The 17762-nt window shown below is 67.8% G+C and carries 20 protein-coding genes and 2 pseudogenes; 15 read left to right on the forward strand and 7 right to left on the reverse strand.

The annotated features are described in order from the left end of the window. Positions 1-2: 2 nt before the first annotated feature. From F1643_RS09260 to F1643_RS09270, 3 genes are all read left to right on the forward strand, one after another. Positions 3-1142: a class I SAM-dependent methyltransferase gene (locus F1643_RS09260; RefSeq protein ID WP_194912714.1), complete on the forward strand. Its 1140-nt coding sequence runs from the start codon at positions 3-5 to the stop codon at positions 1140-1142. Between the two features lie 133 nt (positions 1143-1275). Further along, positions 1276-2043 carry a peptidoglycan editing factor PgeF gene (gene pgeF, locus F1643_RS09265; RefSeq protein ID WP_194912717.1) on the forward strand — a complete coding sequence of 256 codons (768 nt, stop codon included), beginning with the start codon at positions 1276-1278 and terminating at the stop codon, positions 2041-2043. Positions 2044-2244: 201 nt separating this feature from the next. Next, positions 2245-3180: a ribose-phosphate pyrophosphokinase gene (locus tag F1643_RS09270; protein ID WP_109047245.1), complete on the forward strand. Its 936-nt coding sequence runs from the start codon at positions 2245-2247 to the stop codon at positions 3178-3180. Positions 3181-3251: 71 nt separating this feature from the next. On the opposite strand, the gene F1643_RS09275 is transcribed toward F1643_RS09270, so the two are convergent. Next, positions 3252-3452 carry a helix-turn-helix transcriptional regulator gene (locus F1643_RS09275; protein ID WP_109105773.1) on the reverse strand — a complete coding sequence of 67 codons (201 nt, stop codon included), beginning with the start codon at positions 3450-3452 and terminating at the stop codon, positions 3252-3254. Between the two features lie 93 nt (positions 3453-3545). On the opposite strand from F1643_RS09275, the gene F1643_RS09280 reads away from it, so the two are divergent. After that, on the forward strand, positions 3546-4208 hold the full coding sequence (locus F1643_RS09280) for a LexA family transcriptional regulator (RefSeq protein ID WP_194912719.1): 663 nt from the start codon (positions 3546-3548) through the stop codon (positions 4206-4208). A gap of 118 nt (positions 4209-4326) precedes the next feature. Beyond that, a complete protein-coding gene (locus F1643_RS09285; RefSeq protein ID WP_194912721.1) occupies positions 4327-4662 on the forward strand; it encodes a hypothetical protein in 336 nt (111 codons plus the stop codon). 7 nt (positions 4663-4669) lie between these two features. Here the strand turns inward: F1643_RS09285 and F1643_RS09290 are convergent, their stop codons facing one another. After that, positions 4670-5059, reverse strand: coding sequence for a carboxymuconolactone decarboxylase family protein (locus F1643_RS09290; RefSeq protein WP_194912723.1), 390 nt, complete (start codon positions 5057-5059; stop codon positions 4670-4672). Between the two features lie 310 nt (positions 5060-5369). Between F1643_RS09290 and F1643_RS09295 the strand changes: the two genes are divergently transcribed. Continuing rightward, positions 5370-6125: a molecular chaperone gene (locus F1643_RS09295; protein WP_206692413.1), complete on the forward strand. Its 756-nt coding sequence runs from the start codon at positions 5370-5372 to the stop codon at positions 6123-6125. Between the two features lie 188 nt (positions 6126-6313). After that, positions 6314-8371 (forward strand): ATP-binding protein, encoded by a 2058-nt coding sequence (locus F1643_RS09300; RefSeq protein WP_370540545.1) that lies wholly within the window; start codon positions 6314-6316, stop codon positions 8369-8371. Positions 8372-8420: 49 nt separating this feature from the next. On the opposite strand, the gene F1643_RS09305 is transcribed toward F1643_RS09300, so the two are convergent. Beyond that, positions 8421-8645 carry a hypothetical protein gene (locus F1643_RS09305; RefSeq protein WP_149222173.1) on the reverse strand — a complete coding sequence of 75 codons (225 nt, stop codon included), beginning with the start codon at positions 8643-8645 and terminating at the stop codon, positions 8421-8423. 173 nt (positions 8646-8818) lie between these two features. After that, positions 8819-9043 carry a hypothetical protein gene (locus F1643_RS09310; RefSeq protein WP_085090721.1) on the reverse strand — a complete coding sequence of 75 codons (225 nt, stop codon included), beginning with the start codon at positions 9041-9043 and terminating at the stop codon, positions 8819-8821. Positions 9044-9469: 426 nt separating this feature from the next. Here F1643_RS09310 and F1643_RS09315 point away from each other — a divergent pair, with 426 nt between their 5' ends. Next, positions 9470-9838 (forward strand): hypothetical protein, encoded by a 369-nt coding sequence (locus tag F1643_RS09315; protein WP_194912727.1) that lies wholly within the window; start codon positions 9470-9472, stop codon positions 9836-9838. Positions 9839-9843: 5 nt separating this feature from the next. On the opposite strand, the gene F1643_RS09320 is transcribed toward F1643_RS09315, so the two are convergent. The 3 genes from F1643_RS09320 to F1643_RS09330 are packed head-to-tail and all read right to left on the reverse strand — an operon-like array spanning position 9844 to position 12424. Then, on the reverse strand, positions 9844-10776 hold the full coding sequence (locus F1643_RS09320) for an ABC transporter ATP-binding protein (RefSeq protein WP_194912729.1): 933 nt from the start codon (positions 10774-10776) through the stop codon (positions 9844-9846). Further along, positions 10773-11756 carry an HlyD family secretion protein gene (locus tag F1643_RS09325; protein WP_194912731.1) on the reverse strand — a complete coding sequence of 328 codons (984 nt, stop codon included), beginning with the start codon at positions 11754-11756 and terminating at the stop codon, positions 10773-10775. Before F1643_RS09325 ends, F1643_RS09320 begins: the two co-directional genes overlap by 4 nt. After that, positions 11753-12424, reverse strand: a complete 672-nt coding sequence (locus F1643_RS09330; RefSeq protein WP_194912734.1) for a TetR/AcrR family transcriptional regulator — start codon at positions 12422-12424, stop codon at positions 11753-11755. Before F1643_RS09330 ends, F1643_RS09325 begins: the two co-directional genes overlap by 4 nt. Before the next feature lie 508 nt (positions 12425-12932). Here F1643_RS09330 and F1643_RS22745 point away from each other — a divergent pair. The 7 genes and pseudogenes from F1643_RS22745 to F1643_RS09350 all read left to right on the forward strand — a co-directional run. After that, positions 12933-13250: pseudogene (locus F1643_RS22745) on the forward strand (GAF domain-containing protein); the annotation flags it as partial. A gap of 211 nt (positions 13251-13461) precedes the next feature. Next, positions 13462-14673, forward strand: a complete 1212-nt coding sequence (locus tag F1643_RS22750; RefSeq protein WP_255542583.1) for a sigma 54-interacting transcriptional regulator — start codon at positions 13462-13464, stop codon at positions 14671-14673. A 191-nt stretch (positions 14674-14864) separates the two neighbouring features. Further along, positions 14865-15050: pseudogene (locus F1643_RS22755) on the forward strand (adenylate/guanylate cyclase domain-containing protein); the annotation flags it as partial. A gap of 133 nt (positions 15051-15183) precedes the next feature. After that, positions 15184-15417, forward strand: a complete 234-nt coding sequence (locus F1643_RS22760) for a hypothetical protein (protein WP_255542592.1) — start codon at positions 15184-15186, stop codon at positions 15415-15417. After that, the gene (locus F1643_RS22765) at positions 15414-15704 is read left to right on the forward strand and encodes an FHA domain-containing protein (RefSeq protein WP_255542590.1); all 291 of its coding nucleotides are present in this window, start codon (positions 15414-15416) and stop codon (positions 15702-15704) included. Before F1643_RS22760 ends, F1643_RS22765 begins: the two co-directional genes overlap by 4 nt. Positions 15705-15891: 187 nt before the next feature. Then, a complete protein-coding gene (gene nifB, locus F1643_RS09345) occupies positions 15892-17466 on the forward strand; it encodes a nitrogenase cofactor biosynthesis protein NifB (protein ID WP_194912778.1) in 1575 nt (524 codons plus the stop codon). A gap of 54 nt (positions 17467-17520) precedes the next feature. Continuing rightward, positions 17521-17712 (forward strand): 4Fe-4S dicluster domain-containing protein, encoded by a 192-nt coding sequence (locus tag F1643_RS09350; RefSeq protein ID WP_014248512.1) that lies wholly within the window; start codon positions 17521-17523, stop codon positions 17710-17712. Positions 17713-17762: the final 50 nt, after the last annotated feature.

A 17762-nucleotide genomic window follows, 5' to 3' on the forward strand; every position in this document is an offset into this window, starting at 1 on the left:
CCATGGCGGGGGACGAGTGCGCCGAAACGGAGACGCTGGCCCATCTGCTGGCCCGCCGCATCCTGATGGACGGCCCGATCAGCGTCGGCTCCTTCATGGCGGAAGCGCTGGGTCATCCGCGCCTCGGCTATTACATCCGCCAGGACCCGTTCGGCAGCGGCGGCGACTTCACCACCGCGCCGGAAATCAGCCAGATGTTCGGCGAACTGGTCGGCCTGTGGTGCGTCGACAGCTGGGCACGGCTGGGCGGCCCCGGCCCCTTCCATCTGGTGGAGCTCGGTCCCGGCCGCGGCACGCTGATGGCCGACGTGCTGCGGGCGGCGGCCGTGCTGCCGCTGTTCCGCGACAACGCCATCGTCCATCTGGTGGAGACCAGCCCGGCCCTGCGCGAACGCCAGCGCCGGACGCTGCAGCCCATCCTGGGCGACGCCATTCACTGGCACGACCGGTTGGAGGATGTGCCGGACGGCCCGACCATCCTGATCGCCAACGAATTCTTCGACGCCCTGCCGATCCGTCAGGTGCAGAAGACGAACCATGGCTGGTTCGAGCGGCTGGTGGATGTCGAGCCCGACAGCACCGAATCCGATCCGCGCTTCCGCTTCGTTTTGGAGGCCTTCGGCAGCTCCGGCAGCCGGCTGGTGCCCAACTCGCTCCGCGATGCGCCCGAAGGCAGCGTGGTGGAGGTCTCTCCCGCCTCGCAAGCGGTGGCGAGGTTGATCGGCGCCCGGCTGGCCGCCTCCCCCGGTGCCGCTCTGGCGATCGACTATGGCTATGCCCAAGGTCCGGCGGTGGGCGACACGCTGCAGGCCCTGCGCCGCCACGCCTTCGCCCCGGTGCTGGAGGCGCCGGGCGAGGCCGACCTGACCGCGCATGTCGATTTCGCCGGCATCGCCGCCGCCGCGCGGGAAGGGGGAGCCCAATCCTTCGGCCCGGTCGAGCAGGGGGAATGGCTGACCCGCCTGGGCATCCGCCAACGGGCGTCCTCCCTGATGGCCAAGGCTACCCCGGCCCAGGCCAAGGATATCCAAAGCGCGATGGACCGCTTGATCGATCCTGCGCAAATGGGCAGGCTGTTCAAGCTGGTCGCGCTGGCCACGCCCGGAGCCTTCGCCGACGCCTCCCCGCCGGCAGGCTTCTGACGGCCAAACGCAGACAACCGGTTAGAGACAAGAGCACCGGAACCGCCATCGGGACAAACCGGGCGGACCGTGCATCGCGGCCCCCTGCCCTGTTGGGCAAGCGGGAGCCACAGAACAGGGAAGGACGGCGTTCGTGATCACACTCGGCGCGCTGAACGACATTACCCATATCCGCCACGCCTTTTTCACCCGCACCGGAGGGGTGTCCACCGGGTTGTACGCCTCGCTGAATTGCGGGCTGGGGTCCAACGACTCAACCGCGGCGGTGCACGAGAACCGCGCGCGCGCCGCAGCACGGATGGAGGTGACGCCCGAAAACCTCGTCACCTGCCATCAGGTCCACAGCCCGACCTGCGTCGTGGTGGAGGAGCCGTGGACGCCGGAGACGGCGCCCAAGGCCGACGCCATGGCGACCCGGCAGCCGGGCATCGCTCTGGGCATTCTCACCGCCGACTGCGCGCCCGTGCTGTTCGCCGACAGCAAGGCCCGCGTGATCGGTGCGGCCCATGCCGGCTGGAAGGGCGCCCGGGCCGGGGTGATCGAGGCGACCGTCGCCCGCATGGTGGAGCTGGGCGCCAAGCCGAACCGGATCGTTGCCTGCATCGGCCCCTGCATCGCCCAACGCTCGTACGAGGTGGGGCCGGAATTCCCCGCCCCGTTCGAGGAGGAGGACCCGCGTAACCGCGACTATTTCGCCCCTGCCCGCAAGCCGGGCCATTTCCTGTTCGATCTGGCCGCCTACGTCACCCGGCGGCTGGGCGACTCGGGCGTCACGGTGATCCAGCGCTGCCCCAACGATACGGTGGCGGAGGAGGACCGCTTTTTCAGCTACCGCCGCTCCTGCCTTCGGGGCGAGCCGGATTACGGCCGCGGCCTTTCGGCCATCGTCCTACAGAACTGAACCGGCCCGAACGGGTGGCGATCGCGCAACGGTCATGCCGCCCGCGCAGGGCGGCATTCCCCAATGGGGAAAGACCCCACCGTCATCGAACGTTTACATGGGCACGCCCCTTTGTTATGGTCCGCCCCGTTTTCAAGGGGCGACGGCGCGCAAGCGGCGAACGTGCCTTGAGCCGTATCCCTGCAAAGAGAGCCGACCCCGATGAAGGTGCTTGCCGGCAACAGCAACCGTCCGCTGGCCGAGGCGATCTCCACCTGTCTCGGCGTGCCGCTGACGAAAGCGAGCGTGCGCCGTTTCTCCGACATGGAGGTGTTCGTCGAGATCCTGGAGAACGTGCGCGGCGAGGACGTGTTCGTCGTCCAGTCGACCTCGTTCCCGGCCAACGACAACCTGATGGAACTGCTGGTGACGATCGACGCGCTGCGGCGCGGGTCGGCCCGGCGCATCACGGCGGTCATCCCGTACTACGGCTATGCCCGGCAGGATCGCAAGACCGGCCCGCGCACGCCGATCTCGGCCAAGCTGGTCGCCAACCTGATCACCCAGGCCGGCGCCAACCGCGTGCTGACGATGGACCTGCATGCAGGCCAGATCCAGGGCTTCTTCGACATCCCCACCGACAACCTGATGGCCGCGCCGGTCTTCGAGAAGGACATCCGCCAGTCCTTCGAGAATATCGGCGAGGTCACCATCGTGTCGCCGGACGTCGGCGGCGTGGTCCGTGCCCGCGCGCTGGCCAAGCGCCTGGACGCCGATCTGGCCATCATCGACAAGCGGCGTGAGCGCGCCGGCGTGTCGGAGGTGATGAACATCATCGGTGACGCCGACGGCCGCCGCTGCATCCTGATCGACGACATCGTCGACTCGGGCGGCACGCTGTGCAACGCCGCCGTCGCGCTGATGGAAGCCGGCGCCAAGTCGGTCCATGCCTTCTGCACCCACGGCGTCCTGTCCGGCGGTGCGGTTGCCCGCGTCGCCGTCTCCCCGCTGGAACAGCTGGTCACCACCGACAGCATCCAGGCGACCGAGGCGGTCCGCGTGTCCCGCAACATCCGCCAGCTGACCATCGCCCCCCTGCTCGCCGAAGCGATCATGCGCATCAGCGAGGAGCGGTCGGTGTCGAGCCTGTTCTCGTAACGAGCGGCAGCTTCACGGAAAAGGCCCTTTCCCAGTGGGAAAGGGCCTTTTTTGTTGCGCGCATTTTGCCCTCAGCCCTCCCCCGCCAGCCCATGGAAATCGTTCGCCGTCACCTGCCCGCCGGTCGCGGCGGCGATGCGGGCCATCACCGCCGGACGGGGAACCCGGCGGCCATGGCGGTAACGGTTGACGGTGGCCTGACTCGTCCCGATCAGGGCGGCGAAGGCCTCTTCCTTGGTTGCGGTCCGGGTGAGCCAGTCATCGAGCGTCATACCGCAATGGTTTAGACCAAGCCGGGTTGTACGCGCAACTGGATTTATTCCGCAGTGTTGGACTTTCCAAAGCCGTTTTGGTATGAACAGCCCATGACCACCATGCGCGAACTGCGGCAGGCCGCCGGGCTGAGCCAGGAGAAGCTGGCCGAACTGGCCGGCACCTCCCAGCCCCAGATCAACAAGCTGGAGACCGGCCAGCGCAAGATGACCGTCGATTGGGCGGTCAAGCTCGCCCAGCCGCTGGGCGTGGAGCCCGCGGTGCTGCTCGGCCTCGACCTGCCGGCCGTCCCGGCGGCGGCACGCCCGGCGCGGCCTGCGATGCCGCCGCTGCTGCGAACGCCGCCGGTCGGGGTGCAACAAGCCCAGGCGGCGGCATCCATGCCGGTCCGGGCGGCGGCGCGCGGCGGGGTGGACCAGGAGATGTTCCTGGAGGACGGGCCGATCGACTGGATCGCCCGTCCCGACTATCTGAAGAACGCCCGCGATCCTTACGCCATGTATGTCGTCGGCGAATCGATGATGCCGCGCTTTCGGCCGGCGCAGTTGCTGCACGTCAACCCTCACAAACCGCCGGCGCCGGGGGCCGGGGTGGTGGTGGTCAAACGCAACAAGGCGGTGCTGGTGAAGGAGTTCGTGCGCCGCGGCCCCGATGCCGTCGTGCTGCGCGAGTACCGGCCGGCCGACCGCGAGTTCGCCGTTCCGCTGGAGGACCTCGACACGTTGCACACCGTCGTGGGTCTGCAGGAGCCCTGAGGCTATACCGATCCGGTATCGGTATTCAATGGCCCTTATAATCCATTATGGACTATTCCTTCGCTGCGCGGACCGCCGGACATGCCCGGTGCGCCGCCTCAGCCAAGGAGAAACGGCCATGCCCCAGCTTTATCCCCGCTTCCATCCCGGCCCGTCCGCCGGGAGGCTCGACAGCTTCAGCGAGCGCGGCGCCCACGAGCTGGCCCGCCGCATCCGGGCCGCCTGGGCGAAGATCGGCTGGGACGTGGAGGTGCGCGTGGAACGCATTGCCAGCGAAGAGCTGGGCGACGGGCGCAGCATCGCCCATTTCACCGTCCGCAGCGACCTGATCAACGGCTTGCCTGAACGTCGTCTGGAGCGGCGCCCGAAACAGCAGATCGAGCAGCAGGTTGGACAACAGGTTGGGCAGCGGCCGGACAAGGCGGCGGCCCAGCCGCAGAAGCGGGCCGCTTGACGCCGCTTCACTTCAGCCGCTCGTCCAGTTCCACCTGATAGCCGACGGCGAGGCGATTGGTCTCGTTCGCCATTCCCACCACCGCCATCAGTTCGCCGAACTGCGCGTCGGTCATGCCCAGCCGGCGCGCCGCCGCCTCGTGCGAGCGGATGCAGTACTGGCAGTTGTTGGTCACGCTGACCGCGACGAAGATCATCTCCTTCATCAGCGGATCCAGCGCGCCGGGGGCCATCACCTCCTTCAGGCTGTCCCAGGTCCGCGCCAGCGTCGGCGGATGATGGGCGATCACCTTCCAGAAATTGTTCACGTCCGGGACATTGCGCGTCGCCTTGATGTCGTCGTAGACGGCGCGTACCTCCGGTTCGGCGTCGGCCTGTTCGATGAGGGGAAGCGGCATGGCGGGCAGGCTCCTGCACGGGGATTGGAATCCGTCGATATGGCCGGACATCGCGCCGCAAGGCAACCGCCGGTCTATTCCCGCCGCCGTCCGGTTCATGCCCATCCGCCGCGTTGACCATGGATCGTCCCGCTGGTAGTAAAGACTACGAACAAGATCGCGCAAACGTTCGGGCCGCCGATCGGCCGCCGACGGTACCAAGCCAAGAAGCCGACAAGACACGAAGCCCATTCGTGCAACGTTCCCATGCGGCCCGGTTCCGGCACACGCCCGGTCAGGCCCGACAGCCGGGAGGAACAGCGTGGAGAGCATGGTTCTCGAAACGGCCGAGCGTCTTGGAGCGGCCAACTCCCCAGCCGCCGCCCGGGAAGACGCGGGCCTCCGCATCTCGGCCGAGGCCCTGCGACGCCTCGCTCATTTCCATGCGGAGGAGCCGACGCCGGCTCTGTTGACGGCACTGCGCCAGAGCCCGGTAGGCCGCGGTCCGCTTACGCTCGACCGCGACGACGCCCTTCAGGCCGCCGCCCTGGTGGACGAGGTGGTGAGCGATCTGCCCGAACGGATCACCCGCCGCTGTCTCGCCCCTCTGGCCGCCGATTTCACCGCCATCCACCACGGCGAGGACCTGCGCGCCTGCCCGATGGAAGGGCCGTGGATGGACGAGCGGGTCCGGGCCGAGGCCGCCGCCTCGCTCCAGCGCTGGCGGACCGGGCTGGAGACGGAACTTCGCCGCCCGCCGTTCGACCGGCTGCCCGACGACCATGTCGCGGTGGAACTGGCGTTGCTGGCCACCCTGCTCGACCGCGGCCAGGCCGCCGACGCGGTCCGGTTCCTCGACCGCCATCCGTTGCGTTGGGTGCCGAATTTCTGCAGCCGGGTCGCCACCCGCTGCCGGGAGCCCTTCTTCGCCGGCATCGCCATCCTGACCAACGCCCATCTCGACCATCTGCGCGACCGGCTGGGCGCCGTCTGCAACATGCCGCGTTCCGGCGAGGACGAGGCCGACATCCGCCGTCGCCGCTGGACCGAGGGGCGGTTCCCGCGCGCCTGCACCTGCGAATCGTAAGGCCGGACCAGCCGGAAGTCGGAATTGCCCCGGCTTCAATGCATCGTCCAAGGTGATAGGGGCGGCGTCCCCGTGGCCGTCCCGCTCCTTTTTCCCAACAGTGGATGGCAATGCCCTTTCGCAGCCCCGAAAGCCGGACCGATCGCAGAGGGTCCCTGCGGCTGCTTCGCCTCCTGCTGGCGGTGTCGGTGGCCTTGCCGCTTGTGCTGTTCGCCGGCATCGGATGGCGCGAGCGGGGAGAGGCCCAGGAAGAGGCCGAACGGAGCAGCCGCAAGAACGCGCTGATTCTGCACGAACATGTGCTGAAGGTGTTCGACACCATGGCGCAGGTTCTGGACCGGGTGGACGAGCGCGTCCACGGCCGAAGCTGGCGCGAGATCGGCGAATCGGAGTCGCTGCACCGCTATCTGCGGACCCTGGTGGGAGAGCTGGACCAGGTCGGCGCCATCGGTCTGACCGATTCCACCGGTACCGTGCGCAATTCCAGCCGCGTCTTCCCGTCGCGCAACAGCTACATCGGAGATCGCGCCGATTTCCGGGAACAGCGGGAGAGCGACGCCGGCCTGCTCATCGCCGGACCGATCGCGGATGCAGCCACTGGAAAGGCCACCTTCGGCATCAGCCGGCGCCGCAGCGGCCCCGGCGGTCCCGACGGCAACTTCGACGGGATCATCGCCGCCATCGTCAATCCCGATTATTTCTTCAGCTTCTATCAGCAGGTCATCGGCGCCGAAGGAGAATCCATCTCGCTGATCCGCGACGACGGCGTGATCCTGATGCGCTACCCGCCGTTGGAAGGGCGGCAAGGGCCGGCGGCGCTCCCCACCCTGCCGCCCGACCGCGGGCTGCGCGGCGAAATCCGCAAGCAGCCGGTCGAAGGGCTGTTCCGCACCGACGTCAGCCATGTGCAAGGTCTGGAGCGCGTGTTCGCCTACAAACGGGTCGGCGATTTCCCGGTCTATGTCGTCTACGGGCTGGATCAGTCCCAGATCACCCGGTCCTGGTGGCGCAACATGGCGCTGGACGGCGCCTTCGTCGCCCCGGCCACACTGGCGCTCGCCCTGATCGCCTGGCTGGCCTACAGCCGTGCCGCCTCCGAGAATGCGGCGGTGCGCCGCTGGGCGGAAGAGGTGCGCAACCGCGAAAGGCTGGAGGAGGCCCTGCGCCAGAGCCAGAAGATGGAGGCGCTGGGCCAGCTGACCGGCGGAGTCGCCCACGACTTCAACAACCTGCTGACCGCGGCGATGGCCAACATGCATCTGCTGGGCCGCCATCTGCCACCGGAAGGGCAGCGCTTCCTGACGGGCGCCAACACCGCGCTGGAACGGGCGGAAAAGCTGACCCGCCAGCTGCTGTCCTTCTCGCGCCAGGACGCGGTGAATCCGACCGTGGTCGATCTGGGCGACAGCCTGCGCCGGATGGGCGACCTGCTGGAACGGTCGGTCCGGGCCGACGTCGCGCTGGAATGGGACATCGCGCCGGTGCCGATGGCGGTCGCCGTCGATTCCGTGCAGTTGGAAATGGCGGTGCTGAACCTGGTTCTGAACGCCCGCGACGCCATGCCCGGCGGCGGACGGATCCGCTTAGCCGCGTCGCCCGGACCGGAGCCGCGCAGCGTGCGCATCGAGGTGGCGGACACCGGGGCCGGCATGCCACCGGAGGTGATCGCCCGCGCCTTCGATCCCTTCTTCACCACCAAGGGCGTCGGCAAGGGCACCGGGCTCGGCCTGTCGATGGTCTATGGCTTCGCCCGCCAGTCCGGCGGCAATGCCACCATCGACAGCCGGCCGGGCGAAGGCACGCGTGTCCGCATCGACCTGCCGCTGACCGAAATGAGGCCGCCGGAACCGGCCCCCGCCCCCACTGCGCCGGTGGCCGGTCACCGCCCGCTGCGCATCCTGGTGGTGGAAGACAATCCCCTGGTCCTGATGGCGACGGTGGAAGGGCTGACCCAGGAGGGCTTCACCGTGGAGACCGCCGAAGACGGCGTGGCGGCCCTGGAACTGCTGGAAACCGACCGCGACTTCGATCTGGTCGTATCGGACGTGGTCATGCCCCGCGGCGTATCCGGCATCGATCTGGCACGGCACATCCGCGAACGCTGGCCGCAGCTGCGCGTCCTGCTGGCATCCGGCTACAGCCCGGAATCGCTGGCGACCATGGGGGCGGACACGGCATCGGTGCTTGCCAAGCCCTTCACCCCCGACCAGCTCGCCGTGCGCATCAGGTCCCTGGCCGGAGTGTAGTTCGATGCTCCGATCCGGCGGCTGCCCCCTGTCGGGATCAGTGTCGGGATCAGGTCAGGGCGCTGACGAACATCGGCGTCCACATCGCCATGCACCAGACGAGGCCCAGGCACAGGCCGCGGGTGAAGTCGTCGAAGGTCGGCTGTTCCAGGCGGTGCAGCTTCCACATCGCGTTCACGTCGCCGGACGTCGGGGTGGCGTCATCCGCGGCGTTGGGGGAGTTGGTGGGTTCACGGCTTGCTGCTGCGCGCCGGTCGGGATCGCGTGACGGCATGGCTGGGCCTCGCATCGATAGCGGAATGCCCAGGAAGTTTGTGCCCGCCGCCGCCGCCGGCCACCCTTTCTTCCGTCATCGGTGGAATTTTATCGGCATACGAAAAAAGGCCGCCACCCGCTGGACGGATGGGGCCTTTTCGCGGAGGATCCGGCCAGATCGGCCGGATGCGTTCACTTGCCCGGACGAATCACCGGGGTGAGTTGGTCGCCCCAGTTGCCGGCTTCGTTGTGATAACGGGCGGTGCGCATCAGCTCCACCGTCACGCCGGCCTCGACCGCCTTGACGACGGCGTCGTTCAGGCGGTGCAGGTTGTTGGCGACGATGCGGATGGCGCTTTCCTGCTCCGGAGTCAGCTCCGAACGGTCATCCGGCGGCGCGTCCTTGAATCCCGACATGCGTTGTTCCTTCCCCTGGATTGGGACCGCCCCGGCGGGACCGGCAGCGGTCCAGAACTTGGTCATGATCTTGCCCGGCGTCCGATGCCGGTTTTCATCATGTACCATATCATGTGCGCCGCGACAAAGTTCCCGACGCGCCAAGCGCTTGCGACCATTGGCCTCTTGCAACCGGCGACCGGCCCTGCGGCACCTCCGGCCCGATGGCGCGGCTGACACGCTGATGGTTTTTATCGCAATCAATGAATGGTTGTTAACCGTCATTACCAGAATGCAATCAAGAAGCACTGACAGTTTCTTTCCCGCAGCGGCAATAAACAGTCGTTTAGTCTCCCACTTAACTTTCGGATTAACTCAACTGTTGACGCCTCTCGATTTCAATGCCCAGAATTCGACACAAACTTGTTTCCTCCCACGGAGATCATCTTGAAGAACATCGCCGCCAAGGCCCTGCTGGTTGCGTCCTCGCTGTTCCTGATGCACGGCGCGGCACTCGCCGGCCAGCAGGACTTCACGATCGTCAACAAGACCGGCTACGCGCTGAAGCACATCTATGTGTCCGAGAAGAACAACAACAGCTGGGACGAAGACATCCTCGGTCGCGACCTCCTGGAGGACGGCGAGTACTTCGAGGTTTCCTTCGCCAAGGCCGAGAAGACCTGCAAGTGGGACATGAAGGTCGTCTATGACGACGGGGAGTCGGCGGTCTGGGACGGGCTGAACCTGTGCCAGATCTCCAAGCTGACGCTGAAGTGGAACAAGAACACCGGCGTCACCTCGGCCCAGACCGAGTAAGTTCCTCAGCGGAAGTTGTCGGTGCTGCGGTTCATCAGGTGGATGAAGACGTCTTCCAACGTCGGGTCCGTCGCGGTGATCCGCAGATCCGGCCGTCCGGCCCAGGGGGCGAGCGCCCGGTCGAGGGCGACGGCATCGGTGCCGCTGACATGGAGGCGGCTGCCGAAGACGGCCACCATCTCCACCCCCGGCTCACCGTCCAGCGTCTCAGCGATGCGATGCAGGCCTTCGCCGGCGACCAGACGGGTGTGCAGGCCCGAATCGGCGATGACCTGCTCCACCGTGCCGTGGGCCATCATCGTGCCATAGGCGATGTAGGCGATGCGGTGGCAGCGCTCCGCCTCGTCCATGTAATGGGTGCTGACCAGCACGGTCAGCCCTTCCCCGGCCAGCCGGTGGATCTCGTCCCAGAACTCCCGACGCGCCTTGGGATCGACGCCCGCGGTCGGCTCGTCGAGAAGCAGAAGCTTCGGCTCGTGCAGGATGCAGGCGGCCAGCGCGAGGCGCTGCTTCCAACCGCCCGACAATTCCCCCGCCAGCTGCGTGCGGCGGTTCGACAGCCCCAGCCGGTCCAGCGCCTCGGCCACCCGCCGCCGCCGGTCGGGCAGGCCGTACATGCGGGCGACAAAATCCAGATTCTCGGCGATGCTCAGATCCTCCCAGAAGCTGAACTTCTGGGTCATGTAGCCGACCTGCCGCTTGATCTCCGCGCTTTGCCGCCGGATGTCGAGGCCGAGGCAGGTCCCCTCCCCCGCATCCGCCGTCAGCAGCCCGCACAACAGGCGGATCGTCGTGGTCTTGCCCGACCCGTTGGGACCGAGAAAGCCATAGATCTCCCCGGTCTCCACCCGGATCGACACATCGTCGACCACGGTCTTGCTGCCGAACCGCTTCACCAGCCCGCGCACGTCGATGGCGGGAGGGGCCTCCGCCGTCATTGCGGCCTCTCCGCCGGCCGAACATCGGTGGGCCAGACATCCACGGGCAGCCCCGGATTCAGCGGCCGGCCCGGCACCGCCTCCACCCGGAAGACCAGCTTTTCGCGGCTGCCGACGCTGTAGATCACCGGCGGGGTGTATTCCGCCTGGGAGGCGATGCGCGTGACCCGCGCCGACAGGCCGGGCGGGCAGCCGTCGCAGCGCACCGACAGCACCGTACCCGGCGCCACCGCCGCCATGGCGGTTTCCGGAACGAACAGCACCAGCTTCACCCGGTCCGGCGGCAGCAGCGACACCACCGGGGAACCCGCCGGCACCCATTCGCCGGGGTTGTAGAGCGTGTCGTCCACCAGGGCCGCGACCGGAGCGGCGGGCGCGAGATCGGCCAGCCGCCGTTCCGCCTGGAACAGCGCCGCTTCCGCCTGCGACACCGCCTCGTCGGCGGCGCGCAACTGCTCCGGCCGGGCGGGCAGGGCTGCAACCGCCAATTGCGCGTCGGCCTCCGCCAACTGGCCGCGGTCGCGGTCGTAGGCGGCGCGCGCCTGATCGAGCTTGTCGGGAGAGGTGACCTTGCGGGCGACCAGTTCCTGCTGACGGGCCAGTTCGGCGGAGGAATAGCGCAGGGCCGCCTCCGCCCGCGCCTTCTGCGCGGTCAGCACCGCCACCTCCTGCGGCCGCTTGCCGGTGGCGAGGTCGGCACGCTGAGCCCGCGCCTGGGCCAGCACCGCGGCCAGCCGGTCGCGCTCCGCATTGGCCGTGGCCCGGTCGATGGCGAACAGAGGCGCCCCCGCCGCCACCTGTGCGCCGCGGACCACCGACAGGCTTTCCAGGGTTCCGGCACTGGGGGCGGCGATGCGCAGATACTCCCCCTCGACATAGCCATGGGCGAGCGGCGGCGGCCCGCCGGCACCGAAGGGAAGCCCAAGCGCCAGCGCGAGGGCTGCCAGCCCATCGACGAGGCCGCCCATGACACCGCTCATGGCACGCCCTCCCCCACATCGCGCAGCAGCACACGGCGCAGGTTGCCGATATGCGCCTCCACCAGAGCCGGCACGTCCAGCGGCGGTTCGCCGTCCAGCCCGTCGAAGGAGGTGCGCCAGACCGCGCTCATCAGCAGCGGGGCGACGATCAGGCGGACGGTGGGATCGACCTCTACCGGACGGAACTCCCCGCTCGCGATCCCCCGCTGCAGCAGCGAAGCAAGCACCCCGAAGCCGCGGCGGATCACCTCGCGATGGTAGAAGGCGGCAAGGTCCGGGAAATTGCCGGCCTCCGCGATCACCAGCCGCGGGATGGTGGCCGCACGCGTGGTCGCAACCAGATGCGCCACCATCCGTAGCAGCCGCTCCAGCACCGGAAAGCATGGCCCCGCGACGGCGGCGGCCAGGGCTTCGGCCTGCTCCAGATTGGGCAGGATGGCGGCGCGGATCACCGCCTTGAACAGCTCGTCCTTGCTGGGGAAGTAGAGATAAAGCGTGCCCTTGCTGACGCCGGCGCGTACCGCCACCTCCTCCAGCTTCGCGGCGGCGAAGCCGCGTTCGGCGAAGACATCCATCGCCGCAGCGACGATCTCCTGCGGACGGGCGTCCTTGCGGCGGCGCCAGCGCGGCGGGGCTTCCGGTTCGGGACGGGGAACGCGGTCGGGCATGGTGCAGCCCTCTTCATAACTGACCAGTCAGTTACTAACATGAAACCGCCTTGTCACCAATGGCCAAGCCCATTGTGCAGCGCAACAGAATCTATGCAAAAAGTCTTGCCTTTCGGCGAGTAGTCACGGACACTTTCCACCGGTCGGCAGCGTGCGAACGGGCCGCAGCCAAGCCCGGTCCGCCGAATGGGCACCGAGAAACGGGGCATCAGGAAACGGGGCACGAACGGCGCGGCCGGACCAACGGTCGCCGCGGTTTTCGGGAGGGACGGATCAAGGCGCTGACGCCAGGACCCGACGCGTTGCGACGGCCGGATCATTCCATCCGGCGCGTGGCCGGGTCCCAAGCAGAGCGAGGGGATCGATCATGCCGAGTGCTGCCCAGTCCGCGTCATCTTCCAGCCTTGAGCTGCTGACGATCTACGAGGTCAGCAAGATCCTCGGGTCGTCGCTGGATTTGGAACAGACCCTGCGCGAAGTGCTGCGCGCCTTGTCCTACCAGCTGCAGATGCACCGTGGCCGCGTCTACCTCCAGGGAGAGGACAATGCGCTGCGTCTGGTCGCGGCGCTTGGACTGCCGAAGGGTTCGACGGCGCAGGAGATCGACTACGGCCAGGGCGAGGGCATCAGCGGCCGCATCCTGAAGACCGGCATGCCGGCCGTCGTCCCCAATCTGGCCGAAGAGCCGCTGTTCAACAACCGCTCCGGCGGGCGCGACGACCTGGACGAGCAGGTGGCGTCGCTGGTCGGCGTGCCGATCAAGGCGGCCGGCACCGTCGTCGGCGTGCTGACCATCGACCGCATCTCCGACGACGGCCCCAGCGGCCATTTCGGCTCCGACGTCCGTTTCCTGACCATGGTCGCCAACCTGATCGGCCAGACCGTGCGCCTGCACCGGACGGTGGCGGAGGAACGGCGCTTCATGATGCGCGAGACCTTCCGCGTCCAGAAGGAGCTGCGGCCGGTGGTGGCGCCGGTCAACGACGTGGTCTGCACCAGCCCCAACATGGTCGACGTGCTGGCCCAGGTGCATCGGGTTGGCGCCCTTCAAGTCCACCGTGCTGATCCGCGGCGAGAGCGGCACCGGCAAGGAACTGATCGCGCGGGCCATTCACAACCTGTCGCCACGCAAGGACGCTCCCTTCATCCGCGTCAACTGCGCCGCCCTGCCCGAATCTCTGCTGGAGTCGGAGCTTTTCGGCCACGAGAAGGGATCCTTCACCGGCGCCCAGAAGGACCACAAGGGCCGGTTCGAGCTGGCCTCGGGGGGCACGCTGTTCCTGGACGAGATCGGCGACATCTCCTCCAACTTCCAAGCCAAGCTTTTGCGCGTGCTGCAGGAACAGGAGTTCGAGCGGGTCGGCGGGTCGAAGACGATCAAGACCGACGTCCGCCTGATCTGCGCCACCAACCTGAACCTGGAGGAGGCGGTCGGCCACGGCAAGTTCCGCGCCGATCTGTATTTCCGCATCAACGTGGTGACGATCCACCTGCCGCCGCTGCGCGAGCGGCGCGGCGACATCGCCATGCTGGCCAAGCATTTCATCGCCAAATTCGCCCGGGACAACGGCCTGACCCTGGACATCGACCGTGACGCGCTGGAGGTTCTGAACCGCTGCACCTGGCCCGGCAACGTGCGCGAACTGGAAAACTGCATCGAGCGCGCGGCGACCCAATGCCGCAACGGCACCATCCGCGTGCCCGACCTGTCCTGCAGCATGAATCTCTGCAATTCGTCGGTGCTGTTCCAGTACCGCACCATGGGAGCCGCCGTCGGCGGGCTGGCCCCGTCGATGAGCGGCACCCCGACCAACCCGTCAGGCGCCAACCCGGCTTTGGGACGTCCGCAGCAGCCGACCAACGCCGGCATGCCGCCTGCGGTGCCGCCACCGGCAAATGGGACGCCAGGCGGAACGCAGTGGCCGGCCTGCGCATCGGGCTGTTCCGCCGGTCCGGCGCCGGTCTGCGGCGCGTCCAAGCCGCTGCCGCCGACCGCCATCGCCCCCCTGCCCGCTCCCCAACCGGCCGCCGCCGCCCCCGCGGTTCCCTCCGCCCCGGCGCCGCAGCCCGCCGACAACCCCGACCTGCCGCTGGACGAACCGGAGTCGGGTCCCCTGCGCGACCGTCTGGTGTGGGCGATGGAACGCACCGGCTGGGTGCAGGCCAAGGCCGCCCGCCTGCTGGGCATGACCACCCGCCAAGTCAGCTACGCGCTCCGCAAATACAACATCGAGATCAAGAGGTTCTAAGACGGTCGGCTGACGGATGCCGCAACCGGAACCCTGCGGGGTGCGACCACTGCCGTCGCACCCCGCCGCGGTTTCATGCTACCCTGCCGCGCCTTCGGTTCGATGGCATCTTTCCGATCGAACGGATTTCCGTCTTGCCCTCGCTTGAGAAGCCCCTCGCCCTGATGTTCGTCGACATCGCGGACAGCACGATGCTGTACGAGCGCATCGGCAACGCCACCGCCGCGGCGCTGACGCAACAGGTGCTGGCCCACCTGCGCCAGCTGGTCGAGGAGCACAGCGGCGGGGTGATCAAGAGCCTGGGCGACGGGCTGCTGGCCGCCTTCCCGGCCTGCGACGACAGCGTCCGCGCCGCCTGCGCGATGATCGACGGACAGGACCGGCATGGCCTACGGCTGCGCATCGGCATCCATCACGGCCCGGTGATCGAAGGGGTGGGCGACCTCTACGGGCGACGCCTGCAACGTCGCCGCACGGGTACAGCAGATCGCGCGGCAGGGCGAAATCCTGGTGACCCAGGCGTTGGTGGACGGCCTGTCGCCCGACCTGCGCGACCGGACCAAACCGCTGAACAACGTCGCCATGAAGGGCAAGACGGCACCGATCCGCGTCCACCGGGTCCGCAGCGCCGACGACGCCGACGACGCCATCGAAAGCACCACGCTCGGCTTCTCCATGGTGACGGAGGCCGGCGATGCCATGGTGACGCTTCATCTGTCCTACCGCGACAGGAAATCGCGATGAGCCGCGCGCTGCCCCGCGTCACCATCGGGCGGGAGGACAGCAGCGGCCTGCGCATCGCCTCGCGCCAGACCTCGCGCCAGCATGCGGTGATCGACTTCACCCGCGAGAGCTTCCTGCTGACCGACCATTCCACCAACGGCACCTTCATCCGCAGCGGCGGATCGCCGCCGCTGGTGCTGCGCCGCGATTCGACCAAGCTGGTCGGCAGCGGCCTGATCGGCTTCGGGGCGGAGGCGCTGGACGAGGGCCAGGACCATGTCGTCGCCTTCCGCGGCGAACTTGCCTGACCGGTTTGTCGGCACCCCGACAAAGCCCCTGGCTGGCCCCGCCATTGTCGCAATGACGACAGCGTCCGCGATGCCGACAAATCCTGCCAAGCCTTTGTAAACGCTGCATTTCCCATTCTGGCCCCGAACTTGCTTTTCTCCACTTCGTCCAACGGTGTCGTCCGGCACGGCAGGGAAGGAGTGGATGATGAGCAACGTGGTTTCGCTCGACAGCATCTTCGGGCTTGGGGAACTGGCCCCGCCCGCGGCGATGCCGGCAGCGCCCGAGGCGGCGTCCGGCTGTTCGTCGTCGTCCTGCGGCCCCTTAGGAGAAATGGGGGACGGTCCGGCCGACATGGACCCGGCGGTGTGGGAGAAGGTGAAGAACCACCCCTGCTATTCGGAAGAGGCGCATCACTATTTCGCCCGCATGCATGTCGCGGTCGCCCCGGCCTGCAACATCCAGTGCAACTACTGCAACCGCAAATACGATTGCTCGAACGAGAGCCGGCCGGGCGTGGTCTCCGAAAAGCTGACCCCCGATCAGGCGCTCAAGAAGATCCTCGCCGTCGCCCAGGAAATCCCGCAGTTGTCGGTGATCGGCATCGCCGGCCCCGGCGACAGTCTGGCGGCGAACGGCAGGAACACCTTCGCCACCTTCGAAATGCTGCAGAAAAAGGCGCCGGACCTGAAGCTGTGCCTGTCCACCAACGGTCTGGCCCTGCCCGAGCATGTGGACACCATCGCCCAATACAACATCGACCACGTCACCATCACCATCAACATGGTCGATCCGGAGGTCGGCGCCCGGATCTACCCGTGGATCTTCCACAAGCACAAGCGCTGGACCGGGATCGACGCCGCGAAAATTCTCCATGAGCAGCAGATGCTGGGGCTGGAGATGCTGACCTCGCGCGGCATCCTGGTGAAGGTGAACTCCGTCATGATCCCGGGGATCAACGACGAGCACCTGCTGGAGGTGAACAAGGCGGTCAAGAGCCGCGGCGCCTTCCTGCACAACATCATGCCGCTGATCTCCGACCCCGCCCACGGCACCTATTTCGGCCTGAACGGCCAGCGCGGCCCCACCGCGCAGGAGTTGAAGGTGGTGCAGGACGCCTGCGAGGGCGGGGCCAAGCTGATGCGCCATTGCCGCCAGTGCCGCGCCGATGCGGTCGGCCTGTTGGGCGAGGATCGCGGTGAGGAGTTCACCGCCGACAAGATCGAGGCGATGGGCGCCATCGATTATGACGACGAGGCGCGCCGCAGCTACCGCGAGCATGTCGAGGCCGAACGCGCCGGCCGCCACGCCTCCAAGGCCGCGGCGCAGGCCGATGTCCGCGACAGCGTCGGCACCGCGGTCGATCCGATCCTGATCGCCGTCGCCACCAAGGGCGGCGAGCGCATCAACGAGCATTTCGGCCACGCCAAGGAATTCCAGATCTACGAGGTCGGCCCGGGCGGCGCCAAGTTCGTCGGCCACCGCCGCGTCGACCAGTATTGCGAAGGCGGCTCCGGCGACGTCGACACGCTGGACGGCGTGCTGGCCGCCATCAACGACTGCACCGCGGTGTTCGTCGCCAAGATCGGCGGCTGCCCGTCGAAGTCGCTGGCCGAGGCCGGGATCGAGCCGGTCGACCGCTTCGCCTTCGACTACATCGAGGAATCGGCACTGGCCTACTTCAAGGACTACGCCGAGCGGCTCGGCCAGGGCGTCGTCCAGTCCCGCGCCGGCCAGGATGCGGTGATCCGCACCGGGGCACTGACCGCGCGACGTGCCTGACGCCCCTTCCTCTTCCCCCCTTCCACAGCCATCCCATCACCGAAGGAGAGAGCCATGGCCTACAAGATCAAGTCCGCCGAATGCACCGTCTGCGGCGCCTGCGAGGCCGAGTGCCCGAACATCGCCATCAGCCTGAAGAAGGGCACCTACGTCATCGACCCGGCCAAATGCACCGAATGCCAGGGCCAGTTCGACAGCCCGCAATGCGCCGCCGTCTGCCCCGCCGACTGCTGCGTCCCGGCGTGATGTGAAATCCCCTCCCTCCTGGTGGGGAGGGGGAACCCCAGGAGCACCGC

The sequence above is a fragment of the Azospirillum sp. INR13 genome (genome assembly GCF_015390205.1).
Classification (GTDB): Bacteria; Pseudomonadota; Alphaproteobacteria; order Azospirillales; family Azospirillaceae; genus Azospirillum.